Raw genomic sequence first — 24,713 nt, 5'->3', positions numbered from 1 at the left:
GCGGGGGTGCTACCCGCTCGGGGCCGCGGTTACTCCTCGGCCGGGTGGCGGCTGATCGGGCGGGGGTGCCCGGGGCGTCGTCCCGTGCCCGATCCGCGCGCGGACCAGGTTCGTACGGGAAAGTGATTTTGGTCGTGAGGGGGAAGGCCAGGTAGCCGCGAGCGCGAGTTGATCAATAACCTGACGGCCATGGTGATCGAGGTCGACCGGCTCGGTAAGACGTTCGGGGACACGGAAGTGCTGCGCGGGGTCAGTCTGAGCGTCGCGCCGGGGGAGTTCCTGGCGATCGTCGGGCCCAGCGGCTCGGGCAAGTCGACCCTGCTCTACTGCATGTCCGGGCTGGAACCGGCGACCTCCGGCAGCGTGCGGATCCTCGGGACGACGCTCGGGACGCTCAGCCGGGGCGGGCTGGCCGAGCTGCGGCGTGATCACCTCGGGTTCGTGTTCCAGTCCTACAACCTGATCCCGTCGCTGACCGCGCGCGACAACGTGGCCCTGCCGGCCCGGCTCGCCCGGCGCGGGATCAGCGGCGCCGACATCGACCGTGCACTGGCCGAAGTCGGTCTGGCCGATCGCGCCGACGCGCGGCCCTCCGCGCTCTCGGGCGGGCAGCAGCAGCGGGTCGCCATCGCCCGCGCGCTGGCCCTGCGGCCGGACGTGCTCTTCGCCGACGAACCGACCGGCGCCCTCGACACGACCGCCGGGGAGCAGGTGCTCGACCTGATCGGCAAGGTGGTCGCCGACGGCCGCTCGGTCGTCATGGTCACCCACGACCTGCGAGCGGCCGCTCGCGCCGACCGGGTGCTGGTGCTGCGCGACGGCGTCGTGCACCGCGAGCTGGACCACCCCGACGCCGCCGCGATCTTCACCGCGATGGGTGACTGACGTGCTGAAACTCATCCTCGGCGAGCTGATCGCGAACGTCCGGGTCTGGCTGGGCGCGCTCCTGGTCGCGGCGGCGACCGGTGCGGTCGGCGCGGTGATCGGTTCCGGTCTGCAGACCGCCATCAGCATCGATGGAAATCACCTGCTTGCGGTGTACGGCATCAGCGGCATCATCCTGACCCTGAGCACGATCACCGCGTTGATCGTCACCGGGACCGTCGCCAACCTCACGGTCGCGCTCCAGCAGCGCGGATACGCCCTGTGGCAGCTCGCCGGGATCACCCCGGCGCGCGTCCGGCTCGTCGTGACCTCGCAGCTCGCGATCGTCTCCCTGCTCGGCGCGGCGATCGGGTGCGTCGCGGCGACCCCCGTCCTCGGGCCGCTCTGGCGGTTCGCGCTGACCGACTTGACGGTACGTTTCGACGCGCGCGGCGCCGCGCCGGTGATCGTCGTCGTCGTGCTGATCGTGACCCTCGGTGGTTCCCGCGGAGCCGGACGAGCCGCGCACACGCCGCCGATCCGCTCCCTGCGCGAGCCCGAGTTGCCCGGCCGCGCGATGACCAGGGGTCGCTGGATCGGCGGAACGCTCACCCTGGCGATCACCGTCGCGATCGTCGTCAGCCTGCCCGGCCGCGACCCCTCGAAAATGACGGCGCCGCTCACGTTCGTGGCGCCGCTGCTGGCCGGGGTGCTCGCCGCGTTCGGGCCGCTCTACCTGACCGCGCTGCTGCGCGGCTGGACCTCGCTGATCCCGGCGACCGCGTCCAGCTCGTGGTTCCTCGCGCGCAACAGCACCGCGTACAACGTCTCGCGCAGCACCGCCACGATCAGTCCGGTCAGCGTGGCGATCGCGCTGACCGGTGGCCTCTACGCGGCGGACGCCACCACCACCGGGGGCGGGTCGCCCGAAGCCGGCTCGGTCGCGCTGCTGCTCGGCGGGCCGATGCTGCTGTCCCTGCTCGGCGCGGTCGCCACCATCTTCATGAGCAGCGGCCGGCGCGAGCGCGAATACGCCCTGCTCCTGGCCGCCGGTGGGACGCCCGGCACGGTGCTGGCCGCGGCCGCCCTCGAAGCGATCATCTACGTCGTCACGGCCATCCTGCTCGGCGCGAGTCCGGTAGTGATCACCGCCCTGGCCGGCGCGTGGGCGGCCGGCACCACGCCGTCCTTCGGTGTCGGCGCGATCCTCGCCGTGGCCGGGACGAGCCTGGTCCTGACGCTGGGCGCCACGCTGCTGCCGACCGCGCTCGCGCTGCGTCACGACGTTCCGCGCACGCTTGCCCGCGACGCGTAGGGTTCAACCGTGATCGAGCTGGTGACCGCTGTCGACGCTGCGCCGGCCCAGGTTTGCGCGGCGATGAAAGCCGTGACGCTGCCATGGGTCATCAGCAACGAGCGCCCCGGCACCCTGGTCGAACACGCCGGGGACGGCACCACCCGGCTGACCTACCGGCTGAGGCGGGACCTGCTCGGGCCGTACCTGACAATGCACGCGGGCCGCGTCAAGGGCCACGCCGAAAGCCTGGCGCGAGTCGACCGGGCCGGGCTTGCGCTGGTCATGCACGCGGTGGCGGTGGACATGGCGTTCGGCGGAACGGAGTGGCACCAGACCGCCCCGGCGATGCTGGCCGCCGGTGGGGACTGGCCCGTGATCGCCGAACTGGCCGCTGACGAATCGCTGGCCGACGACGGGAACAACCTGGACGCCGCGGTCCAGAAACGACTGGTCGAACAACTCGCCGCCGAGATCGCCGACCGGGCGCCGCTGAACTACTGGGATGTGGTCGCCGGGGTGGCGGCGCGCGCCTGCACGCTCGGCGTCATCAGCCTGTCCGAGTTCGAGGGTGTGCTCGTCACCAACGCGACCGACTCGATGGACGCGAGGACTGTGGGCGCGGACCTGATGTGGGAAGTCTGGTGCGACCGGTCCCACGAGTACGGCGTCCTGGAGTACGACGCGGAGAAACTGCTCGTTCGCGCCGACGTGCTGATCCCGCCGAACAGCATCGACGGGCCGCTCGCGGTGATCCTGGCCGAGCTGCTGCACGGCTGATCACCCGCTGAAGAAGTAGAGCAGGGTCGCGGCGAAACCCAGCATCCACCCGGCGGTCATGCCCCAGCCCGCCCCGCGACCGATGCGCCGGGACAGCAAGGCGCAGACTCCCAGCAGGACCAACTGGGCGATGCCGTATGCGCCCAGGCCGACGACCAGCACCCCGAAACGTTCCCCGGCGTCGAGGTCCGCGTGCGGGCCGCCGCCGAGCGCGATCACGACCACCATGGTCAGCCCCAGCACAAGGCCCTGGCCGACGATCGCGGTCACCACTCCGGAGAGATTCGCCCTGGTGATCTTCACCGGCCGAGTATGGCAACCGCCGGCCAGTTCCTACCTGGTGGCGAAGCCGGCCAGGATGACGTCGATGGCGCGGTCGAGGATGGGCGGCGGGACGGGGGAGACCGTGGTGGTCTGGCTCAGGCCGCGGATCAGCAGGTAGAGCTCCTCGACCCCGACGTCCCGCCGGATCTCACCGGTGGCCTGGGCGCGCTGGAGCACCTCGCCGACGGCGGATTTCACCTCGCCCGCCGCGGCGACGACGGTCGGGGGCGGTGCCTCGCCCAGCATCGAGGCCAGGGTGAGTTTGGTGGCGCCGTGACCGATCATGTCGCGGATGAGGGCGGTCAGCGCGGTCGTCGGGTCGGGTGCGGCGGCAGCGGCCCGAGTCCGATCGAGCAGGCCGGTGAAGTGGCGCACCAGCGTGGCTTCGATCAGGCTTTCCTTCGCCGGGAAGTGCCGGAAGACGGTGGCGATGCCGACCCCGGCCAGCCGCGCGACCTCTTCGGTGGAGCCGGCTTCGCCGTGGGTGCCGAAGACCTGCTCGGCGGCGGCGAGGATCCGCTCGCGGTTCTGCCGGGCGTCTTGGCGCATGACACGCACTCTATCCGTCGGTACGGTAAACGGAGTCCAGACTTCGGTACAGGAGGTCGCGTCATGCGCACGCCCGAGGAAACCGTCCGAGCCGTCGCCGCCGGTGTCTGCCGCCTCATGCGGGGCGGGCTCACCGCCGAGGAGGAATCAGCACAGCTCGACGAACTGGCCGCCCACTATGCCGAGCAGACTGACGTGCGGCACCCGTTCAGTCTGCTCGGCGACCCGCCGCTGCTCAGCCGGGCCGCGCTGCGCGAGCACTTCGGCAGGGGTGGGCAGATGAACGGGGTCGAGCGCTACGAGGTGGTCGACGACCGGGTCCATCCGACGCCGGATCCCGAGGTGGTGATCTTCGAGTTCCGCTACGAGGGCGTGCTCGACGGCCGGGAATTCACGATTCCGTGCATCTTCGTCGTGCGCGTCCGCCACGGGGAGATCGTCGAGTCCCGTGACTACGTCGATCACGTGGCGGGTGCCCGTGCGTTCGGCCGCCTCCCGGGCCTAGCCGCAGCCCTCGCCGCTTGAGCGACAGACGCCCTGCTCAGTGGCGGCATACAGCGTCGTCCGGCCGTCGATCCGGCCCACCGCCAGGTCGGTGATCTCATCCGGATGGCCGTCCAGCAGAGCGCTGTGCCGATCTCCGTACCGCTGGCCGCGTCGCAACGGCGCAACCTGCGGCCGGTGACAGTCGCCGGGTAGGGGCGGCCGGCGCTCTCGTAGGCGGTCACCCGGTGACCGTCCGGCAACGATCGGACCCGGCGGCGCCTCGCCAGGTCGAAAACGGTGATCGGTACTGCCGCGCGCCGCCGTGGCGATATGGCGGACCGGAAAGCCGCGGCCGGGGTCGGCTCGGACCAGTCGACGTCCTCGATGCCGTCGAGCGGCGGAGTCGTTGGCACCGCGCGGGGCTCAGGGCTGCCGGAGTCGGTAGAGGGTCAGCGCCGCCAGCGAGGGCGCGTCCACGATCTGTCCGGATCGGATCATCTCGTCGATCTCGGCGTCGCCGAACGCGCGATGGACCATGTCCTGCTCGGTCGCCTCCCGATCGGGTGCGCCCTCCTCGAGGCCGGTCGCCAAGTAGACGTCGAAGCCCTGCGTCGAATACCCGTACGCCTCGAAGAGGTGCCCGAGGTGCTGCATCGAGCCGGCGCGCAGACCGGTCTCCTCGGCGAGTTCGCGGCGGGCGAGGTCGGCCTGATCGCCGGTGGCGTCGCGGCCCCAGCTGCCCTGCGGGAACTCCCAGGCGCGCCGGCCGATCGGGTAGCGGAACTGTTCGACCAGCCAGAACCCGTCCCGGCAGCGCGGGAGGACCAGGGCGAAGTCCGGTTTCTCGACGACTCCGTAGATGCCGGGCCGGCCGTCCGGCAGTCGGATCTCGTCCTCCCGGACCGTCATCCACGGATTGCGGTACACCACGCGGCTGCTCACCTGTTCCATCAGCCGATCATCTCAGCGCGCTGATGACCGGGCTGGAACGGCGCGGCCCGAACCCGGGCCGCGCCGTCGACGTCAGTGCTGCGGCGGCTGCGCGTACGGGGCGTGCTGGCTCGCCTGCCACGCGGCGTGCTGCTGGGCGGCCTGCGCGTACGCGGCCTGAGCGGCGGCGACGAACTGGGGGTGCGCCTTCGGCAGATCGACCGTGGAGCCGTCCCGCGAGACGAAGCCCCACGGCAGCATGCGATACGTGCTCCGGCTCACGATGATGATGCCGGCGAACGCGGCGAGGAATGCCACCAGGACCAGCAGCGCGCCGGTGTCACCGGCCGACCCCGCGATCACGAAACTCAGCGGCAGCAGGGCGATCAGGACAATGCCGATGATCAGCCGGTTCTTGTGCAGCTTCTCGCACTGCGGGCAGAACGGCCAGGCCTGCGCCCGCACCTTCTTGCGGAGGATCAGGGTCACGATCACGAACGGCAGGGCGCCGAGCGCGATCAGCAGGTACGACCAGGTCGGCGGCTTCGACCAGAACTCGACCGCCTTGCGGACGGAAGCGGGCTCGCCGTGCCGCGAGCACACGTCAGGGATACCGGCGCCGTTGGCGACCAGACCGGAGGGAATTGCGATGCTCATGAACGCCTCGAAAGTATTTGTGCAGCCAGGGGCCGGATCTCAGTAGCGCGTGATGCTAGCAGGAAGATCGCCCAGGCCGAGGCCCGGTTTCCTACCGGCCGCGGGGGCGCACAGCCGCCCGCCGGAACCCGGGCGTGAGTCAGCGCCGGTAAAGGGTCACGTCGTCGGTCCGGAGCACGACCTGATACCCCTCGCCAAGCCGACGACCAACCCGGCCGGGAGCTTGCGCCGCGCTGAGCCCGTCCGCAGCGGCTACCGCACAGGGCTACCCGGTCAGCTCGGCACGCCGGCGGGTCTGCTCGATGAGCGCCGCTACGTGCCTGGCCATCGCCTCGGCGGCGCGTGTGTCGCCGGCTGGGCGCACGGTCATGAGCAGCGATGCCGCCTGATCCAGCACCACGTGCTCGCGGGCGAGGACGAAGTACAGCGCGAGCGCTGCCGAGCGGGCGTTGCCGTCGGGGAACGGGTGGAAGAACGCCACGTCCAGGTACACCCGGGCGGCCCTCGACGGCAGTGGAACCCGCGGGTCGGTGGCCTCGGCGAGGCACGCGTCGAACGCCTCGGGCAGCTCGGGCCGGTACCCGTACCGCTCTCGTCCGCCCTTCGCCCAGGCGGACGTGGTGCGGAACTGCACGTCGCCGGTTCCGAGGACGGCCCGTTGCCATGCCCGGAGCCGGGCGAACGTGAGGGGACCGTCCCCGTTGGTGTCGGCCCGGACCAGGCGCAGCGCGGCGAGCAGTCCGCCGGCGCCTTCCTGCCGCGCGGCGAAGAACTCGGCGATGCCGTCGCGCCGGGTGCGCGCCGGCCCGCGCACGTGTTCGGCGACATCGGACCATCGGGCCGTCCGCCGGACCCGCCGCCACCGGCCGAGGGCATCGACCGGTCGGTGAGAGGCCGGCGGCGGTGCGTGCGCAACGGCGGACAGTTCGCTGCTGCGCCGGCTCGGCCAGTTCTGCGGCCACGTGTCGGGCCAGGTGTCAGGACGCGCGTCGACGCCGGTGGCCGACACCGCCAGAGCCTCCGCGACTTCCGCGACCTCGGCGCCCGTCGGTGCGGCCCAACTGCGGAACCGGCCGCCGATCGCCTCCCCGACCAGGTTCTCGGCCAGGTGGTCCGGCACCCCGCCGGCGGAGAGGAACCATTCGAGGACCCGGCTGCTGTGCCCGTACCAGGCCTCCTGACTGCCCGTGCGCGCCGCGGCCGTCGCGACGAGATCGCCGACCGCGGCCTCCCAGGTGGCGAACGACGCGCGCGGATCCTCCGGCAGCGGCAGGTAGCGTGCGAAACGCCGGGCGAGTTCTTCGAGGTACGAGCGCCAGTCGAGCAGAGCTTCCGCGACGGCGTCCAGTGTCCGCTCCGGCGTCGTGAGCGAGTCCTCGGCGCAGCACCATCGCGAGCTCAGCCCGCCGCCGTGGGAGTGCCCGGTGCTCAGGTTCTCCCAACCGGCTGCCCATCGGCCGAAGTGCTCGACCAGACCCAGTTTCACGGCGTCAACCCAAGCGCGCGCCATCGGGTCGTGCGGCGGGGGCATCACGGCCGGAGCCACCGCGCGCACCACGGCGGGGACGGACCCCGGGTCGAACGGATGAGCGGCCGGGTCGACTTCCGGCCAGGTCAGCGTCCAGGACAGCAGTCGCGGATCAACGGGATCGATCGTCATCGTCCGGGCATTCTGCCATCGGACAGGGTGGGCCCGGCCGCCGCCGGGCCAACCGGAGGTTCGCTCGCCTCCACGGTGTGCCGGCAGGCCGGCGCCCGCGAGGTCGACTCCGGCAACGTCATCTGCTGACCGCAGATCGGCTTGGCCGGTGGGCGCCGTCGCGGTGAAGGTGGGAACGGCACGCAGGGCCGAGCCGGAGGAGAAAGAAATGCATCCGTTCACTGCCACGACACCGGGCGCGACCGGGTCCGTCGACGACCAGCTGTCCGTCCAGCTGCTGCACCAGCGCATCATCGTGCTCGGGACCGAGGTCGATGACCCGATCGCCAACCGGATCTGCGGGCAACTGCTGCTGTTGTCCGCCGAAGACCCACTGAGCACCATCAACCTGTACATCAACTCGCCGGGCGGTTCGGTCACCGCCGGGCTGGCGATCTACGACACCATGCGGCTGATCCCCAACGACGTCAGCACGCTCGCCCTCGGCCTGGCCGGGAGCATGGGGCAGTTCCTGCTCACCGCCGGTACCCCGGGCAAGCGGTACGCGCTGCCGCACGCCCAGATCCTGATGCACCAGGGTTCGGCCGGTTTCGGCGGCACCGCGGCGGACGTGGAGATCTACGCCAACCAGTTGGAGCGGCTCGGCCAGACATTGCTGCGGTTGACCGCCGAGCACACCGGGCAGCCGATCGACACGGTCGAACGAGACAGCCGCCGTGATCGCTGGTTCACCGCCGAGGAGGCGCTCGAGTACGGGCTCATCGACCGGATCCTCGACAGCGTCGACGACGTCCGCCCGGCGGCGGCCCGTCAGCCGATGGGCCTGAGCGCATGAGCCAGTACACGATCCCGACCGTCGTGGAGAAGACGCCGAGCGGGGAACGCGCCTTCGACATCTACTCCCGGCTGCTGTCGGACCGGATCATCTTCCTCGGCACCGAGATCGACGACGGGGTCGCCAACGTGGTGATCGCCCAGCTGATCCACTTGGAGTCCACCGGGGAACAGGAGATCGGGCTCTACATCAACTCCCCGGGCGGCTCCTTCAGCGCGCTGACGGCAATCTACGACACGATGCACTTCATCCGGTGTGACATAGCCACCATCTGCGTCGGCCAGGCCGCGTCGGCGTCGGCGGCGTTGCTGGCCGCCGGCACCCCGGGCAAGCGATCGGTGCTGAAACACGCGAAGGTCACCCTGCACCAGCCGTCCGGCCAGGCCCGCGGCACGCTGCCGGACCTGGCCGTGGAGGCCAAGGAGGTGGCCAAGGTCCGGGCCGAGATGGACCAGATCCTGGCCGAGCACACCGGGCATTCGATCGCCCGGATCCGGGAGGACACCGACCGCCGGATGACCCTGTCGGCCGCCGACGCCGTCGCCTACGGCCTCGCCGATCGGGTCATCACCCGGCGCGAGCGGCCCGGTTACCAGCTCACCGCCGCCTGATCAGGCGGCCAGCAGGACGACATCGCCGGACCGCAAGCCGCGTGGCGCATGTGCCGCGCGGCGCTGCCGGGCCGTCTCCAGCCGCAGAACCGGGGCGCGATGCGCCGTGAGGTCGCGCCCCACCTCGGACAGCAGGTCATCCAGTCGGATACCCAGCGAGTCGCAGACGGCGGCCACGATCTCCGAGCTCGCCTCCTTGCGGCCGCGCTCGACCTCGGACAAATACTGCACCGAGACGCACGCGTCCCGGGCGACCTCGGCCAGGGTCCGCTCCTGCTGCAGCCGGAGGCGCCGCAGCACCTCACCGACCAGGATGCGCAAGAGGGGCTGGGGCCGGTACGTCACGTGTTCCATACGCCGACGGTAGTGAGCCGTCGCCGTGGCCGGCACCCGATCGAGCCCGCTTCTGCCAGCAGCATAGGAACTTCTAGTCAAGCTCCCAGTCGGCGACGGTGGTCGACCGGTCACCGGTGGCGGCGGTACGCACCCGTACCGGTCGGGCGCCGTCGCGGATCTGGAAGACCACCTTTTCGACGACCTTCTGCCGATACTCGAGTCGATCGGTGCCGGCGAGCATCCCCGTCATCGCGGCATCATGCTGATACCAGGTGCCGTCGGCGTCGCAGAGCCAGGTGTAATTTCCGACCTGCGGGACGATGGCCGTCTGCCCCATGTTGCGTTCCTGCAGCGACACCGACACGAGCCGCCGGCCGTCCGCCGGCCGCAGGTCGTTCGACGGCTCGAGATCGTCCGCGCCGAGCACCGAGACGTCGTGCCGCCTCTCGGGCTCATCCTCGAGTTCCAGCAGATCTCCCAGCGCCATCGAAGTCCCGGGAGCCGGGAGATCCTCGACCAGGACTTCGCGTGGCATCCCGCTGACGTAGACGCTCGCCGTGTCGGGGGACATCGTCGGTTCCGACATGCACGCGGAGCCATCAGGCCCGGTAACCACGACTGCCGTGATGCCGGACGCCGCGGCGAGCACGACCACGACGGAAACGGCGATCCATCGCCGCGACGGCCGGAAGCGCGAGCCAGCGGGTGGCGGCTCCGGCACGGGCGCAGGCACCACGAGCGGTGCCGCAATGCGCTTGCGGCGACCGGCCAGCACCACCGCAGCGATGACGGCGAGTGACAATGCGCCTCCCACCGTCCAGCGGGTGACAGCTTTGCGGGTCAGAGGCACAGCGCCTCTCATCGGCGCGCCGCGCCCCGGCATGAGATCTCCGCCCAGCCCCTCGTCGTCGACTCCTCGGCCGGTGCACACGCTGTAGCCCCGCGAGCCCTGCCGTCCCCGGCCGGGCGTGAGAGAGGGGCCTTCAAGGGTGGGAGACACCGCTGAGGACCAGCCGGGATCGCGGCGCGCGGCCCGGCCCCGCCCGGAAGGACCGCGCGTCACGCCATGATCGGGTACGCCGCGGAGACGCACGTCACGAACCAGGTTTGAGCCCAGCTCGCGACCCCCGTCCGTACCGGCTCGGCGACCGATCGTGAATAGCCTGCCCGGGGAAGCGGGTAAACCCAGCGTATGGACGATCAGACCTACACGCTCACCGCCGAGCCGGGCGACACCGAGCGCGCCGTCGTTCTGAAGATCCGCGGCGCTCTCGACATCACCGCGCGCGACGACATCTCCACCACGATCGCCGGGCTCGTCACCTCCGGCTGCGACCGTCTCGTCGTCGACCTCGGCGAGGTCACGTTCCTCGACTCGGAGGCGTTGAGCGGGCTGCTGGAGGGCTACACCGCGGCGGGCCGCGCGGGCGTCACGATGACGGCCGTCGGGGCGCACGGCATCGTGCACCGGGTTCTGCACATCACCGGCCTGCTGACCGTGCTGCAGCACCCGTGACGCGCCGAGCGGGCGTCCGTCCTACCGCTGGACCGCCTGGCCGGCCGGCCGCTCGCTCAACCACGGCGGCAGGTCGCCGGCCGGCATCGGCCGGGCCACCAGGTAGCCCTGCGCGATGTCGCAGCCGGCCGCTTTCAGCAGGTCGGCGACCTCGACCGTCTCCACCCCCTCGGCGACGACCTGCAGCCCCAGGTTGTGGCCGAGGTCGATCATCGACCGGACGATCGCCGCGTGCGCGATGTTGTCCGGCAGGTCGTCGACGAAACTCTTGTCGATCTTCAACTCGTGCAGGGGCAACGTCGACAGGTAGCCCAGCGACGTCTGCCCCTGCCCGAAGTCGTCGATGCTGACCCGGATCCCGGCCTCGGCCAGCCGGTTCAGCACGTCGGCAGCGATCGCCGGGTCGGTCATCAGTGCCGTCTCGGTGATCTCGACGACCAGGCGCGCGGCGGGCACACCGGTGTCGGCGAGGGCGGCCAGGACGGTGTCGGCGAAGTCGGCGCGGGCCAGGTTCCGGGCCGACACGTTCACCGCGACGCTGAGCGCGCCGCACGGCTCACCCCACGCGACCACCTGCGCCAGTGCGGTGGCCAGGACCCACCGGGTGAGCGGGTCGATCAGGCCGGTCTGTTCGGCGACCGGCAGGAACGCGTCCGGCGCGACGAGGCCGCGCTTCGGATGCCGCCAGCGCACCAGTGCTTCGACCGAGCAAATTTTTCCCGTACGCAACTCGGCCTTCGGCTGATAGTGCAGCACCAGTTCGTCGTTCTCGATCGCCCGGCGCAACTCGGCGACCAGGGCCAGCTGCGCCGCGTCGTAGTGGTCGCGCCGCCGGTCGTACCGGGCGGTGCCGCTGCGGGTGCCCTTGGCCAGGTACATCGCCATGTCGGCGCGCCGCAGCAGCGTGTCCACGTCGGTGCCGTCGGCCGGTGCCAGCGCGTACCCGAAGCTCGCCTCCGGGGACAGCGGGAGTGTGCCGACCATCGCCTCGGCTTCCAGCGCCGCCCGCAGCCGGTCCAGGAGCGGGCCGATCGCGTCCGGCCCGATGTCCGGCAGCACCAGGCCGAACTCGTCGCCGCCGAGCCGGGCCACGGTGTCCCCGGAGCGCACGGCCGCGGCCAGCCGCCCACCCAGTTCCCGCAGCAGGGCGTCGCCGGTGCGGTGGCCGAGTGTGTCGTTGACCTCCTTGAACCGGTCGACGTCGGCGAGCACCACCGCCGTCGTACGCCCGTCGCGGCGGGCCGCCTCGACCGCCGCGGCCGCGTGCCGCTGGAACACCGTGCGGTTGGGCAGCCCGGTGAGCGCGTCGTGCCCGGCCTGGTGGGCGATCCAGCGCATCGTCGAGCCGCTGATCACGGCCAGGATCATCCACAGTGCGGCCAGGCCGGCGGTGAGCGCCAGGTAGACGGTGTGCAGGCCCCGGCTGACCTCGCGCGCGATCGGGTCGTACGGCAAATAGATTTCGAGAACGCCGAGCACCGGGCCATCGCGGATGATCGGCTGGTAGACCTCCACCACTTCCGGCCCGGCCGGGCCGACGTCGTTGCGGTCCGAGTTCAGCCTGGTCAGGTGCGCTACGACGGTGCCGCGGACGGCGTCGAGCACCTCGTCGCCGACGTCCGCGCCCGTCCCCGACCCGTCGTCGGAGAAGATCACCCGCCCGGCCGTGTCCCGCAAGCGCAGCCGCACGACCGCGCCCGAGCTGATCGCGCTCGCCGACAGCCGCTGCAGCTCCCCGGCGTCCTCGGCCGTGAGCGGAGCCTCCAGGGAGCCCACGAGCGGTTCGATGGCGGTACGCGCGACCAGGGCGGCCTGCACCCGGGCGACACCGATTCCGCGGTCGCGGGCCTCGTGTGACAGGGCGAACGTCAGCACCAGCCCCAGCAGCAGCACGGGGACGAGACTCGCGCCGGCGTACGTGAGAAACAACCTCCACGACGAGGACACAGCGGCACGGTACGCCCTCATCGTGGGCCGTGGGGGCCTTTCATCGACGGGTGTGCCATTGTGGACCGGTGACTGTGCGACTGCGGCCGGACCAGCGGACGGCCGCCGCCTGGCGGGCCCTGTGGGAGATCGTCGACGGGCGGCTGCTCAACGACTCGTTCAAGTGCAGCCAGGCGGCGATGGTGCTGATGCCCTATGCCTCCGAGCACCCGGCGAGCGTGCTGGTCGTCGCGGTCGACGCCGTCACCGACACCCTCGCCGCATGGGGTGACGACCTCGGGAAGAACCCGGCCTGCCTGGCCGAGACGGCCTTCTCCATGCTGCACGGCCAGTTGCAGCCGTCGGAGCGTCTCCTGCTGCTGGCCGCGGAGCAGACGCTGATGGCGCAGGATCCGACCGGTGAGGCCGGCCGCCCGCATCCGGTCTGCCGCCCGTGGCCGGCTCAAACGCCGGTCGTCTCGCTGGCCGCGGCCGGGGGCGGGCAGGTGCTGCAGCAGGCGATCGAGGCGGCGTCGCAGACCCACGGCCTGGCCGAGCAGCCGGTGATCGGGATCATCAACGCCGCCCCGGGCGTCCTCACCAACGTCCTCTGGGGCCTGAGCCGCTCGAACCCGGACCGGATGCGCGAGCTGCTCGACGCCCGAACGGTCTAGGTTCTTCGTCCCGCGGCTCACGCGGGACGGAACCTAGTGACCGAACGAGTCCGAGTCGGTGACCGCGGACTCGCCCCGGTCCAGCTCGGACAGCGCTGCCATCTGCTTGTCGGTCAGCTCGAAGCCGAAGACGTCCAGGTTCTCCCGCAGCCGCTGCGGGTCGGCCGACTTCGGGATCGGCACCAGGCCCAGCTGCAGGTGCCAGCGCAGCACCACCTGCGCGGGCGTACGCCCGGTCTCGGCCGCGATCTCACCGACGACCGGCAGCTCCAGGACGGCGACGCCCTGCCCGCCGATCGGGGACCAGCTCTCGGTGACGATGCCGTGCCCGGCGTGGAACGCCCGGGCCGCCTCGCGGGTCGACGCCGGGCTGAGCTGGATCTGGTTCACGTCCGGCGCGACACCGGTCGCGGCGATGATCCGCTCCAGGTGGGCCGGCTTGAAGTTGCTGGTGCCGATCGCCCGGACCCGGCCCGACTCCAGCAGCTCGACCAGGCCCTCCCACGCCTCGACGTAGCGGCCGTACGCCGGATTGGGCCAGTGGATCAACAGCAGGTCCAGGTAGTCCAGGCCGAGCGAGTCGAGGCTGCGCTGCGCCGCCTGCGCGACCAGGTCACGCCCGTGCCACTCCTTGTTGAACTTCGTGGTGACGAAGTACGCCGCGCGGTCCAGCCCGGCGGCGCGCAAGCCGCGGCCGACGCCGCGCTCGTTCCCGTACGCCTGCGCGGTGTCGATCAGCCGGTAGCCGGCGCTCAGCGCGTCGGCGACGACCCGCTCGGCCTCGGCGTCCTTGAGCGGCCAGGTGCCGGCGCCGATGCGCGGCATCTGCGCCCCGTGCAGCAAACGAACCGTCGCCTCGATCGTGTCGCCCATGGTGATCCTCACGTTGTTCCTGCAACCGGGCGAGCCTACTCCGGCGCGGGCGACCTGATCAGGTCCGTGGTGCCGGTCGGCGCGGCGCTTCCGTCCGGCTGTCCTGCTGCGGCCGGTTCGCGTTGCGCGTCGTGCGGGGCAGGTGAGGCCGGCGGAGCCGGCACGACCAGCAACGAGCACAGGTCCACCGCGACGTGCAGGAGCATCGCCGGAAAGATGTTCCCGGCCAGCAGCGTCATCCCGCTGAGGTAGAAACCCAGGAACGCGGATTGCATCACTCCCATCCGCCCCTGGTAGGCATGCGCGGCGGCGAACAGAACCAGGCTCAGCCCGGCCGCGGCCGGCGCGGGCAGCCCGAAGACGTGAACGCCCAACCCGATCAGCGCACCCCGGTACGCGATCTCCTCGGTGACGCCCGCGGTGACCGCCACTCCTGCGGCGTACCACCGCTCCGGTCCCGTCCGGGGGACGAGTGCCGCGACCTTGGCCCGCTGTGGATAGGCCTTCCCGGCCCGCATCTTGCGGCGGACCCGGACCGCGCCGATCCCCGATGCGATGCTCAGCCCGGCCGCGGCCACCCAGGCGAGCAGCGCGCCGCCGGGCAGGTCGGTGGCCGGCCCGCCACCCGCCGGCGACAACCCCAGGCCGGTCGGGGACAGCCCCGTGCCGATCGCGACCAGCGTCGCCACGGCCGCCCGTCCCCAGCCGATCGCGATGAACCGCCGATACAGGGAGACGCGCCGCGCGGGCGCGCGGTCGGCGGCCGCCAGCGCCCGCTTGGTGCGGGCCGTTCCCACGCCCGCGTCCACCGCGAGCGCGACGATCAGGGCGACGGAGAGACTCTCTGAGATCACAAGCGAAGATCATGAGGACCGATCCGGTGCGCGGCAACCCCGCCGTCCCGCCGGATTCGGTAGCCGCCGTGCTCGCTCGCAGCGTGATTGCCGAGGATGGCCTCGGTGGCGGTCGTGCCGCGCAGACGCTCGGCGTCGGCGCCTGCCCGCTGCGCGGTCAGCCGGGACGAGCCGAGGGCCGGGTGCAGCCCCGGTCGTGCAGGGCCCGGTGCAGCGAGCCGGTCTCCACGTCGAGGTCGAGCAGGGCGCTGAGGTGCCGCCCGGATGGTCATCCGCGCGACCCCAGCGTCAGCCGATCAGCCGCCGTTGGCGGAGAAGTGCATGAAGTCCTTCAGCGAGCGGTAGTCCCCGCCCCACTTCCACCCGACCGAGGCGAACGCGGCCACGACCGGCCCGCCGGGGACGATCATTCCGCGGCGCACGGTGCCGCGGTCGAGGTAGGAGGTCGCCAGCTCGGGCAGCACCACGGCACCCTTGTGGTACGGGTTGTGGAACGGATTCACGTCCACCGCCAGCCCGTACGCGTGCTGCGACCACGACTTGCTTCCCCGCACGGGACGACAGGCGAACCCCTCGGTGGTGTTGCCGTCCCCGGTCGGCGCCGCGTTCAGCTCGGCGGTGCTGCTGATCCGCATCTGCTCGATCGGATAGTCCGCCGCGAACAGCTTGCCGAAGACCGTGACCAGTGCTTTCGCGGCTTTCGCGTTCACCAGCAGCTCACCGGTGTGCGCCAGCCCGTCGAAGCCGCGGAAGCTGACCGTCACGTACCGCAGATCCTGGGCCTCGACCGGGCAGTCACTGCTCCACGACGAGCGGGCGAGCACGTCCGCCGGAACCGCCTCGACGCTGGAGTGGAACTGCCCGTCGGCCGGCGGCGGCAGCTCGTCCGTCGTGACGATCGAACGGTTCCGCAGCTCGGGCGGGGTCGTCTGGGCCGCCGCGAACCCGTCGGAGCCGACTTTCAGCACCCGGGTCCCGAGCCAGGACGGGGCCGCGGTCGCGCTGCTGGAACTGCTGACGCTGGTGGCGCTGGGCAGCGGCGGCGGCGACGCGACAACCGGCGGCGCGGGCGCGGACGAGGCCGCGTACACGTCGCCCCCGCTGGAACAGGCCGCCAGCGCGCCGCACACCACCACGGCCACCGTGCTCATCAGATACCGCACCATGCCGCCGCCCCGCGTCGTCGTCCCCGCCGGTCCGCCAGTCTGCCAGCTCAGTTCATCCCGAACCAGGCGAACCCCGCCAGCCCCGCCACGATGCAGTACACCGCGAACGGGTTCAACGTCCGCGTCTCGAAGTACCGGGTCAGGAACCGCAACGAGACGTACGCCGCGAGCCCCGCCACCACGCTGCCCACCAGCACCGGCCCGGCCACCCCGCGACCGGCGGGCCCGGCCAGCTCCGGCAGCTTCAGCACACCGGCCGCGGCGATCACCGGGGTGGCCAGCAGGAACGCGAACCGGGCGGCGTCCTCGTGGGACAGCCCGCGCAGCAGTCCGGCGCCCATCGTGACACCTGAGCGGCTGATCCCGGGCAGCAGGGCGAGGATCTGCGCGGCGCCGATCACGGTCGCCTGCCGCCAGCCGAGCCCGGCCAGCCGACGATCGGACTCGACGTCGCCGTGAGCAGCGGAGACACCCGCCTGGGCGGTCGATCCGACGTACACGCCGGGTTCGGCAAGGGCGACCGGGACCGGGGTGCGGGGCTGGGCCGTACGCCCGCGAAGTCTTTCGACACCGGCCAGCAGGAGTCCGTTGATGATCAGGAACAACGAGGCCGGCAGCGGTTTTCCCAGCGTCGTGCGAACCGTGTGCTCCAGCAGCAGCCCCGCCAGTCCGACCGGGACGGTCGCCACGATCAGCAGCCAGGCCAGCCGCTGGTCGGCGTCGATGATCCGCCGGTCGCGGACCGAGGTGACCAGCCCGCGGACGATCCGCACCCAGTCGGCGCGGAAGAACCAGACCAGCGCGGCGGCCGTCGCCACGTGCACGGCCACGAGAAACGCCAGGTAGGGCGACTGATCCGCGCCCAGGTTCAGGTCACGTGCCCAGCTGCCGCCGATCACGGCCGGCAGCAGCACACTGTGCCCCAGGCTGGAGACGGGGAACAGTTCGGTGACGCCCTGGAGCAGTCCGATGACCACCGCTTCGGGGTACGTGAGGGAGGGAACGACCATGGCGGCACATCGTTCCCGGCCGCCGATGAGAAAACGCTGAGAATCAGGAGACGCTGCGCGCCGCTTCGTGATCGTCCAGCGCGCGGCTCAACGCCCGGCACACCTGGCCGTAACGGATCGCGTCGTCGGTGCACAACACGCGGACCGGCGCCCGTGCCACCGTGATCCACAGCTCCTGCGACCGGCCGTAACGCCGGATGTCCTCCATCGCCTGCAGGCCCGTCGAGCCGGCCGCGAGGTGCGCGATTACCCGTACCAGCAGAATCGCCGCGACCAGCAGCAGACCGCGACCCGCCCAGATCCAGCGCGTGCTCCACCAGACCGCGGCCTCGACGACGACCGCCACGAGCAGCACCGCCCACGCGATCAGCGACTTGCGCCCCACGGCCCGGCGCGCCCCGCGCCACGCCTCCTCGATGTCACCCAGCGCATACGTCCGACCGTGCACCGCGATGCCCGACGCGGCGACCGTGATGTCCGCGTCCTGGTAGTAGATCCGCATCCCGCACCACCCATCCGTACCCAGGATGCGTCGGAACACAAGATCAGTTCACTGATCGGCCCACGATCGGGCTGTCACATTCCGGCAGCAGGCGTCACATGTCGCACCCGATGCGCCGGCACCCCCGCCGACGCCAGCCGGTCGGCGATCCACTGCCGCGGATGATCGAGAAAGACGGCGACCTTGTGCTCGTCGCCCAGCACGCACGCCGCCGCCAGCGTGCCCAGGTTGATCGGATCGAGATCGCCGACCTCGACCAGGTCCACCACCAGGCGCAACGGGCGCGTGTGCCGGATCGCGTGCACCAGCGTGCGCTGCAGATCCACCGCATCCGCGTCGTCCAGGCTCCCGTGCGGCCGGATGACCAGCGTGCCGTCGGGCCCGGTGCCGACGTCCACCGTCGTAGCGGTCATGGATGTCAACCTTCTGTCACCCGAAGTTCTCCGAGACGTCAGGTTACGCACCACATGCCGCCCGGTCGATGCCACGGTGCAAAGTTTCACCCCGCCCCCACCAGATCGAATGCGATTCCTTGCCGATCTTCGCTGTGGTCATCCTCCGCCGCTCCCGCGGGGACCCTTACGGGCCGAGCAGGGCGCAGGGCGCCCAGAGCGCTCAGCCCTCCAGGGCGATCTCCGTGGGTGGTCCCGGCGCCGAAACCCGCACGGCAGTCACACCGCCACCCCGACGCCCGCCGGGTAGACGCAAGCCCGCAGCGAGTCACCCCCTGCGCTGCTTGCTGGGCCACGGGATCGGTCGCGGACTCCGACGGGCGGGGACTGCGGGGCACGACGGGGTGGCGCTCTGGGCGCGACCACCCGCGGACGTCGCCCTTCCGGGTCTCGCGTTCAGGGCCGGCCACGGCCCTGCGAGGCCCGGAAGGGTCCCCGCGGGAGCGGCGGAGAAGGACCACAGCGGAGATAGGACATGAAGCATTTGACGTTGATCTTCGATGCGGGCGCGAGTAGTGGACGTGAGCTGCGTGGAATGGTGGGCTCAGCTCGGCTAACGTGAGCGCTCGTGGCAACTGTGGACGCCGGTGGGCGGGAACGGCAGGACTGGTTCGCGGATTGGCCGGGGCGGCTCGTCACGATCGCCGGGGTCTGGGTGGTGCTCAGTTTCCCGTTCCGGGCGTTCCACTGGACGTGGACGGTGGACTACGCGTTCGAGCTGGTGAACGTCCCGGCCGAGCCGAACCTGTTCATCGCCGCGGTGCTGCTGCTGATGGGCAGTGCGCTGCGACGGCGGTTGCGAGCGGCGTTTCTGCTGCTCCTGACGTTTCAGGTGCTGGCCACGCTGGTGGACGTCGCGGTTGCCGCGGTCGGGATCGTGTACTGGGATCAGCCCGCGAAGGCCGACCTGGACCTGAGCCGGACCGAGCTGATCGTGACGATCGGGGCGGCCCCGATCGGGCTGGTCATCACCGTTCTGCTGTGGCGGTCGCGCAAGGCTTTTCCGGCTCGGCTGGCGCACGCGTCGCGGCGTACGGCGATCGCTGTCCTGATCGGTGGCCTCGCCGCCGCGTGGGCCCTCGCGTTCAGCTGGACGTGGATGTTCCCGGACACGCTGCGCGGCGCGGGGGAGCGGGTGCGCTGGGCCAACCGGTCGGCGTTCGGGCTGAACGCGGCCGGGGACAACGCCGGGCTGCACGGGCATCACGGGCACCACTGGGTGTCGGTGGGCGCGTCGACCGTCTCGGCCCTGGTGCTGCTCGGTGCGGTGGCGATCTTCCTGCGGTCGGCGCGCGCCACGCAGTATCTGAGTGCCGACGCCGAGGTGCGGCTGCGCCGGCTGGTGCTGGCCGACGGGGAGCGGGACTCGCTGGGATACTTCGCGACCCGGCGGGACAAGTCGGTGATCTTCTCGCCGGACGGGCGGGCGGCGATCACCTACCGAGTGGTGGCGTCGGTGAGTCTGGCGAGCGCCGACCCGATCGGGCACGTCGGCTCGTGGCCGGAAGCGATCAGCGCTTGGCTGGCCGAGGCGCGCGCGCACGGGTGGTTCCCGGCGGTGCTGTCGGCGAGTGAGGCGGGGGCCAACGCGTACGTCGAAGCCGGTCTGAAAGCGTTGAACATCGGTGACGAGGCGATCCTCGACGTGACCGGCTTCCATCTGGACGGGCGGGTGATGCGTCCGGTGCGGCGCGCGGTGACCCGGGTGCGCAACGCCGGATACACGTCGCAGGTCCGGCGGCAGCACACGATCGACCCGGCCGAGCTCGCCGAGCTGGACAAACTCGCCGCGGTCTGGCGTGGGGACGGCTCCGAGCGCGGGTTCTCGATGGCGCTGGGCCGGTTCGGGGACCCGGCCGACGAGCGTTGCGTGGTGGTGACCGCGCACGACCCGGACGGCGTGGTCCACGGCGTGCTCACGTTCGTGCCGTGGGGTGTGCGCGGGTTGTCGCTCGACCTGATGCGGGCTGACCGGCGCGCCGAGAACGGTCTGACCGAGTTCATGGTGTCCGCTTTGGTGCAGGCGTGCCCGGATCTCGGCGTGCGGCAGGTCTCGCTGAACTTCGCGATGTTCCGGTCGGTCTTCAGCTCGGCCGACAGCGTCGGCGCCGGCCCGGTGACGCGGCTCTCCGACGCGGTGCTGTCGGTGGCGTCCCGGTTCTGGCAGCTGGAGTCGCTGTACCGGGCGAACGCGAAATATCTGCCGTCGTGGGTGCCGCGGTTCCTCTGCTACGACTCGTCGCTGACGTTGAGCCGCGCGGTCCTGGCCGCCGGCATGGCCGAAGGATTCCTGCCGTCCCTGGCGCCGCCGGCGCCCGACCCGACGAACGAGCTGGTCGGCGACGTGCCCTTCCACGAGGCGGTGCGCGCCCAGGAACAGGACCTGCTTCGCCCGGTACGGCCGCCGCGGCGTCTCAGCCAGCAACAACAGGCCCGCCTGGCCAAGATGGAACGGCTGGCCGAACCGTACCCGGTGGCCGTCCCGCGCACGTCCACCCTCGCCGCGGTCCGCGCCGCACACCCCGGCCAGGTGGCGGACGCGCACACCGGCACCCGTGTCTCGGTCACCGGCCGGGTCCGCGCCCTGCGCGACCTGGGTGGCGTGCTCTTCGCCGTGCTGCAGGAGGGCGACGTCACGCTCCAGGCGATGCTGACCGAAAAAGACACCCCGGTCGACGCCCGTGTGCGGTGGCGGCGCACCGTCGACCTCGGCGACCACGTCAGCGTCACCGGCGAGATCGTCACGTCGCGTAACGGTGAACTGTCGATCCTGGCCGTCGAGTGGACCATGGCCGCGAAGTGCCTGCGCCCGCTGCCGGACGCGCACGCCGGGTTCACCGACCCGGAGGCGCGCGTCAGCCAGCGACACCTGGACCTGCTGGTCAACCCGGACTCGATGCGCGTGCTGCGGGACCGCGGTGTGGCGGTGCGGGCGCTGCGCGACGGGTTCCACGCACGGGGTTTCGCCGAAGTGGAGACGCCGATGCTGCAGGCGGTGCACGGCGGGGCGACCGCGCGGCCGTTCCGGACGCACATCAACGCGTACGACATGGAGCTCTACCTGCGGATCGCACCCGAGCTATACCTCAAGCGGCTCTGCGTCGCCGGCATGGAGAAAGTCTTCGAACTCAACCGGAACTTCCGCAACGAGGGCGTGGACGCCACCCACAACCCCGAGTTCACGTCGCTGGAGGCGTACCAGGCCTACGCCGACTACGTCACGATGCGTGACCTTACTCGCGAGCTGATCCTCGACGTGGCGACCGCGGTGCACGGCCGTCCGGTGGCGATGCGGCCCGAGGGGCCGGTCGACCTCAGCGCGCCGTGGCCGATCATGACCGTCCACGAGGCGGTCAACCGCGCGACCGGCGCCGCGTTGAACTCAGCAACCCCGATCGATTCGGTCCGGGAAGTCTGCGCCCGTCACCACGTTCACGCGCCCGCCGACGCGACCGCGGGGGAGCTGGTCGTGGAACTCTACGACGCTCTGGTCGAGAAGCAGACGACGTACCCGACGTTCTACACCGACTTCCCGTTGGAGACGTCACCGCTGACCCGCACCCACCGCAGCGACCCACGACTGGCCGAACGGTGGGACCTCGTGGCGTTCGGGATGGAGCTGGGCACGGCGTACTCCGAACTGATCGACCCCGTCGAACAGCGCAACCGCCTCACCGCCCAGTCACTGAAAGCCGCGGCCGGCGACCCGGAGGCGATGCAGATCGACGAGGCGTTCCTGACCGCGCTCGACTTCGCGATGCCACCCACCGGTGGCCTCGGACTCGGCGTCGACCGCCTCGTCATGCTGCTCACCGGCACGTCGATCCGGGCTACGCTCGCTTTCCCGTTCCATCGCCCGGCAGCAGCCGAGCCGCGCAGCCCAGGCGCTCGGACAGATCGTCCAGAACCCGCTGCAACGCCCTCTCCCCGGCCCGCCGATGCCCACGCCCGATCGTGAACGGAACCAGTTTCCCGGCCGGCCCCTGAGCCAGGTTGAACGTCTGCTGCCGGACGATCGACCCGTCCTCCACGCGGAACCGGCCACACCACCACCACTCGCCGCGAGCCTGCACCCAGCCGGCCGCCCGATCCACCTCGATCGTCACCGGGACACCGGCCAGGCTCGCGCGGAACACGTCCGGGCCGCCGGTGATCACGACTCGGCGGTCACCCTGCTCACCCAGGACCAAGGGGACGTCGGCCCCGGCGAACTGGCCGGGGCGGACGTCGAGCAGCAGCGCCCGGATCTGATCCGGAGGGGCGTCGACCACTCCGCGATGCTCCGACAACACCGGCCCCGGTTCCCCAGAAGTCATGGACCCATTGTGGACCGTCCGGCCCGTCGGCGCGGTGCCCTCGGGCCGGCCCCTCAGCGAGCGGCCGGCGTCCGCGGGCCCTCGATCGCGGCGACGACCTCCCGTCGACGCGGATCGTGCCGGCGACCCCGAGCGCGGACCGCAACGGCCGGTGCGGACGCGGCACCTCGGTCGCAGCCGGCGCCTCGGGCACGCCGACCGGCTCACGGAGTCGCTCGGTCGCGGTGCTCATCACCGCGGCCGGCTCGATCAGGACGGCCCGGGCGGGCACCGTGCCGATCCGGCCTTCCTGCGGGTCGTGCCGGACAGCAGCGCAGGAGTGCAAGACTTGACCCCGTGCCCCAGTTGGAGCGGTTGCGCGCCGATCATGCCGCGGCGGTTCTTGCTTTCGAGCTGGCCCATCGCGCCTACTTCGCGGCATCGATCTCGGATCGGGGAGACGATTTCTTCGACCATTTCCCCGTACGGCATGACGAGGCCCTGCGCGAGCAGGAATCCGGCACGTGTGTGTACTACGTGCTGGTCGCCGAGGACGGATCGGTGCTCGGCCGGTTCAACCTGTACAACGTGGGTGCGGGAAGTGCGGATCTCGGTTACCGGGTCGGGCAGAACGTCGCCGGGCGCGGAGTGGCGACGGCGGCCGTCCAGGAGATGTGCAAGCTGGCCGCGGCCGAGCACGGGCTGCGCCGATTGCGGGCGGCCACCTCCGATCAGAACGTTGCCTCGCGGAAAGTGCTGCTCAAAGCGGGTTTCGTACCCGTCGGCCCGGCCCGGGTCGGCGGCAGATCAGGCACCCGGTTCCAGCGCGAGGTGGTCTGAGGGGTTGCGGTTGGCGGGTGGCCGGGGGTTTGCGCTTGCGTGGGTGGGGCTCGCCGCCGGCGAGCGGACCCTGCCCACCGACAGCCGGGAGCGGCGGCAGCCGACGCGAGCGGAGACGCAGGTGGCGGCACGCCAACCGTGACCACCGAGGACCGCGAGCGGCGGCAGCCACCGGGCGCCGGCGAAAGGGCCGCGGCCACGGGCACCGCGGTGATGGAACAGCGCGGTGGGTGATCGTGCTGACAACGGCCGGGCGCCGGCCCCCGGATCGGGCATGCTGGACGGGCACGACAACGAGGGAGGACGCACGATGGCGACGGAAAAGGCAATTCTGGCCGGTGGCTGCTTCTGGGGCATGCAGGATCTGATCCGCAAGCGCCCCGGGGTGACCACGACGAGAGTCGGTTACACGGGTGGTCACGTGGACAATGCCACCTACCGCAACCACGAGGGTCACGCCGAGGCCATCGAGATCACGTTCGACCCGGCGGTCACGTCCTACCGTGATCTGCTGGAGTTCTTCTTCCAGATCCACGACCCGACCACGCTGAACCGGCAGGGCAACGACATCGGCACCAGTTACCGTTCGGCGATCTTCTTCGAGAGCGACGAGCAGAAGCGGGTCGCCGAGGACACGATCGCGGATGTCGAGGCGTCGGGTCTGTGGCCGGGCAAGGTCGTCACCGAGGTGACCGCGGCCGGCCCGTTCTGGGAGGCCGAGCCCGAGCACCAGGACTATCTGGAGCGGATTCCGAACGGCTACACCTGCCACTTCCCCCGCCCGGACTGGAAGTTGCCGCGCCGCCAGTCGTGAGGAAGCCGCGATAGGGTCGGGCCGGGCGCTGGAAGCAGGCGCCGGAGACGCGACTGGCCACGGTGCGGACGTGCTGGAATCCCCGCTGCCGGTAATACTCGTGCAACCGTGGGTTGGTCGTCCAGGCGTCCAGCCGCAGCCGGCCGAGCCCGGCTTCCCACGCCCGGCCGCCCGCCCAGTCCAGCATTTCCGCACCGAGTCCGGCGCCCGACCGCGCGATCGGCACCATCGCCTTGGCCGCGTAAAGGGCGTCGGCCGGTTCGTCCCCGGGCTGCCAGAGCGCTTCCGGGTCGAGGTCCGGTTTCCAGAGACCCGCCATTTCCGCGTACGTCGTGAGCGTCACCGTCGCAACCGCCTCCCGCCCGTCCCGGACCAGCCACGTCTGCCCGGCCGCGACGGTCGCCTCCACCGCGGATCGTGGCAGCGGGATCGCCCATTGATCGAGCCCCCGCGCGCCGAGCCACG

Annotated in this window: 24 protein-coding genes and 1 pseudogene; 11 read left to right on the top strand and 14 right to left on the bottom strand. The window is 71.4% G+C overall.

Annotated elements, in window-relative coordinates; translation table 11 throughout:
• The first annotated feature begins 189 nt into the window (after positions 1 to 189).
• From ACH442_RS26560 to ACH442_RS26550, 3 genes are read left to right on the top strand one after another with little or no spacing between them, the layout of a single operon-like run.
• Positions 190 to 885, top strand: coding sequence for an ABC transporter ATP-binding protein (locus ACH442_RS26560; RefSeq protein WP_396340818.1), 696 nt, complete (start codon positions 190 to 192; stop codon positions 883 to 885).
• 1 nt (position 886) lies between these two features.
• Positions 887 to 2,179 (top strand): hypothetical protein, encoded by a 1,293-nt coding sequence (locus ACH442_RS26555; protein ID WP_396340817.1) that lies wholly within the window; start codon positions 887 to 889, stop codon positions 2,177 to 2,179.
• A 9-nt stretch (positions 2,180 to 2,188) separates the two neighbouring features.
• Positions 2,189 to 2,938: a hypothetical protein gene (locus tag ACH442_RS26550; protein ID WP_396340816.1), complete on the top strand. Its 750-nt coding sequence runs from the start codon at positions 2,189 to 2,191 to the stop codon at positions 2,936 to 2,938.
• Here ACH442_RS26550 and ACH442_RS26545 read toward each other — a convergent pair whose 3' ends face one another.
• A complete protein-coding gene (locus tag ACH442_RS26545; RefSeq protein ID WP_396340815.1) occupies positions 2,939 to 3,241 on the bottom strand; it encodes a hypothetical protein in 303 nt (100 codons plus the stop codon). It lies immediately after the preceding gene.
• A gap of 30 nt (positions 3,242 to 3,271) precedes the next feature.
• Positions 3,272 to 3,811 (bottom strand): TetR/AcrR family transcriptional regulator, encoded by a 540-nt coding sequence (locus ACH442_RS26540; RefSeq protein WP_396340814.1) that lies wholly within the window; start codon positions 3,809 to 3,811, stop codon positions 3,272 to 3,274.
• A gap of 63 nt (positions 3,812 to 3,874) precedes the next feature.
• Here ACH442_RS26540 and ACH442_RS26535 point away from each other — a divergent pair, with 63 nt between their 5' ends.
• Positions 3,875 to 4,336, top strand: coding sequence for a nuclear transport factor 2 family protein (locus ACH442_RS26535; RefSeq protein ID WP_396340813.1), 462 nt, complete (start codon positions 3,875 to 3,877; stop codon positions 4,334 to 4,336).
• Positions 4,337 to 4,720: 384 nt separating this feature from the next.
• Here ACH442_RS26535 and ACH442_RS26530 read toward each other — a convergent pair whose 3' ends face one another.
• The 3 genes from ACH442_RS26530 to ACH442_RS26520 form a co-directional block, all read right to left on the bottom strand.
• Complete coding sequence (locus ACH442_RS26530) at positions 4,721 to 5,248, bottom strand: NUDIX domain-containing protein (protein ID WP_396340812.1); 528 nt, start codon at positions 5,246 to 5,248, stop codon at positions 4,721 to 4,723.
• Between the two features lie 72 nt (positions 5,249 to 5,320).
• Positions 5,321 to 5,884: a hypothetical protein gene (locus tag ACH442_RS26525; RefSeq protein ID WP_396340811.1), complete on the bottom strand. Its 564-nt coding sequence runs from the start codon at positions 5,882 to 5,884 to the stop codon at positions 5,321 to 5,323.
• A 265-nt stretch (positions 5,885 to 6,149) separates the two neighbouring features.
• Positions 6,150 to 7,544: a Fic family protein gene (locus ACH442_RS26520; RefSeq protein ID WP_396340810.1), complete on the bottom strand. Its 1,395-nt coding sequence runs from the start codon at positions 7,542 to 7,544 to the stop codon at positions 6,150 to 6,152.
• 208 nt (positions 7,545 to 7,752) lie between these two features.
• On the opposite strand from ACH442_RS26520, the gene ACH442_RS26515 reads away from it, so the two are divergent.
• Together ACH442_RS26515 and ACH442_RS26510 are read left to right on the top strand one after the other, a co-directional pair.
• Entirely contained in the window at positions 7,753 to 8,379 is a 627-nt protein-coding gene (locus ACH442_RS26515; RefSeq protein ID WP_396340809.1) for a ClpP family protease, read from the top strand.
• Positions 8,376 to 8,990 carry a ClpP family protease gene (locus ACH442_RS26510; protein ID WP_396340808.1) on the top strand — a complete coding sequence of 205 codons (615 nt, stop codon included), beginning with the start codon at positions 8,376 to 8,378 and terminating at the stop codon, positions 8,988 to 8,990. The genes ACH442_RS26515 and ACH442_RS26510 overlap by 4 nt, the downstream gene beginning before the upstream one ends.
• Positions 8,991 to 9,080: 90 nt before the next feature.
• Here the strand turns inward: ACH442_RS26510 and ACH442_RS26505 are convergent.
• Both ACH442_RS26505 and ACH442_RS26500 read right to left on the bottom strand, forming a co-directional pair.
• A pseudogene (locus tag ACH442_RS26505) lies at positions 9,081 to 9,344 on the bottom strand (helix-turn-helix domain-containing protein); the annotation flags it as partial.
• 73 nt (positions 9,345 to 9,417) lie between these two features.
• Entirely contained in the window at positions 9,418 to 10,176 is a 759-nt protein-coding gene (locus tag ACH442_RS26500; RefSeq protein ID WP_396340807.1) for a hypothetical protein, read from the bottom strand.
• A 342-nt stretch (positions 10,177 to 10,518) separates the two neighbouring features.
• Here ACH442_RS26500 and ACH442_RS26495 point away from each other — a divergent pair, with 342 nt between their 5' ends.
• On the top strand, positions 10,519 to 10,842 hold the full coding sequence (locus tag ACH442_RS26495; protein WP_396340806.1) for an STAS domain-containing protein: 324 nt from the start codon (positions 10,519 to 10,521) through the stop codon (positions 10,840 to 10,842).
• Between the two features lie 21 nt (positions 10,843 to 10,863).
• Here ACH442_RS26495 and ACH442_RS26490 read toward each other — a convergent pair whose 3' ends face one another.
• Positions 10,864 to 12,789: a putative bifunctional diguanylate cyclase/phosphodiesterase gene (locus ACH442_RS26490; RefSeq protein WP_396340805.1), complete on the bottom strand. Its 1,926-nt coding sequence runs from the start codon at positions 12,787 to 12,789 to the stop codon at positions 10,864 to 10,866.
• A gap of 68 nt (positions 12,790 to 12,857) precedes the next feature.
• On the opposite strand from ACH442_RS26490, the gene ACH442_RS26485 reads away from it, so the two are divergent.
• Positions 12,858 to 13,442, top strand: coding sequence for a hypothetical protein (locus ACH442_RS26485; protein WP_396340804.1), 585 nt, complete (start codon positions 12,858 to 12,860; stop codon positions 13,440 to 13,442).
• A 33-nt stretch (positions 13,443 to 13,475) separates the two neighbouring features.
• Here the strand turns inward: ACH442_RS26485 and ACH442_RS26480 are convergent, their stop codons facing one another.
• The 6 genes from ACH442_RS26480 to ACH442_RS26455 form a co-directional block, all read right to left on the bottom strand.
• Positions 13,476 to 14,327 (bottom strand): aldo/keto reductase, encoded by an 852-nt coding sequence (locus ACH442_RS26480; RefSeq protein ID WP_396340803.1) that lies wholly within the window; start codon positions 14,325 to 14,327, stop codon positions 13,476 to 13,478.
• Positions 14,328 to 14,350: 23 nt separating this feature from the next.
• The gene (locus ACH442_RS26475; RefSeq protein ID WP_396340802.1) at positions 14,351 to 15,169 is read right to left on the bottom strand and encodes a CPBP family intramembrane glutamic endopeptidase; all 819 of its coding nucleotides are present in this window, start codon (positions 15,167 to 15,169) and stop codon (positions 14,351 to 14,353) included.
• Positions 15,170 to 15,465: 296 nt separating this feature from the next.
• On the bottom strand, positions 15,466 to 16,320 hold the full coding sequence (locus ACH442_RS26470) for a M15 family metallopeptidase (protein ID WP_396340801.1): 855 nt from the start codon (positions 16,318 to 16,320) through the stop codon (positions 15,466 to 15,468).
• Positions 16,321 to 16,382: 62 nt separating this feature from the next.
• A complete protein-coding gene (locus ACH442_RS26465) occupies positions 16,383 to 17,345 on the bottom strand; it encodes an undecaprenyl-diphosphate phosphatase (protein ID WP_396340800.1) in 963 nt (320 codons plus the stop codon).
• Between the two features lie 43 nt (positions 17,346 to 17,388).
• Positions 17,389 to 17,847 carry a DUF6232 family protein gene (locus ACH442_RS26460; RefSeq protein ID WP_396340799.1) on the bottom strand — a complete coding sequence of 153 codons (459 nt, stop codon included), beginning with the start codon at positions 17,845 to 17,847 and terminating at the stop codon, positions 17,389 to 17,391.
• A 74-nt stretch (positions 17,848 to 17,921) separates the two neighbouring features.
• Positions 17,922 to 18,260 (bottom strand): STAS domain-containing protein, encoded by a 339-nt coding sequence (locus ACH442_RS26455; protein WP_396340798.1) that lies wholly within the window; start codon positions 18,258 to 18,260, stop codon positions 17,922 to 17,924.
• Between the two features lie 607 nt (positions 18,261 to 18,867).
• On the opposite strand from ACH442_RS26455, the gene lysX reads away from it, so the two are divergent.
• The 3 genes from lysX (at position 18,868) to msrA (ending at position 24,248) form a co-directional block, all read left to right on the top strand.
• Positions 18,868 to 22,257: a bifunctional lysylphosphatidylglycerol synthetase/lysine--tRNA ligase LysX gene (lysX, locus tag ACH442_RS26450; RefSeq protein ID WP_396340797.1), complete on the top strand. Its 3,390-nt coding sequence runs from the start codon at positions 18,868 to 18,870 to the stop codon at positions 22,255 to 22,257.
• A gap of 694 nt (positions 22,258 to 22,951) precedes the next feature.
• Positions 22,952 to 23,434 (top strand): GNAT family N-acetyltransferase, encoded by a 483-nt coding sequence (locus tag ACH442_RS26445; RefSeq protein ID WP_396340796.1) that lies wholly within the window; start codon positions 22,952 to 22,954, stop codon positions 23,432 to 23,434.
• Between the two features lie 310 nt (positions 23,435 to 23,744).
• Complete coding sequence (gene msrA, locus ACH442_RS26440) at positions 23,745 to 24,248, top strand: peptide-methionine (S)-S-oxide reductase MsrA (RefSeq protein ID WP_396341020.1); 504 nt, start codon at positions 23,745 to 23,747, stop codon at positions 24,246 to 24,248.
• The last annotated feature ends 465 nt before the right edge of the window (positions 24,249 to 24,713 follow it).

It is taken from the genome of Actinoplanes sp. NPDC020271 (assembly GCF_044388125.1).
In the GTDB taxonomy this organism is placed as follows: Bacteria; Actinomycetota; Actinomycetes; order Mycobacteriales; family Micromonosporaceae; genus Actinoplanes.
The sequence above is the reverse complement of the archived record's forward strand: the minus strand, read 5'-3'. Positions and strand labels throughout refer to the sequence as shown.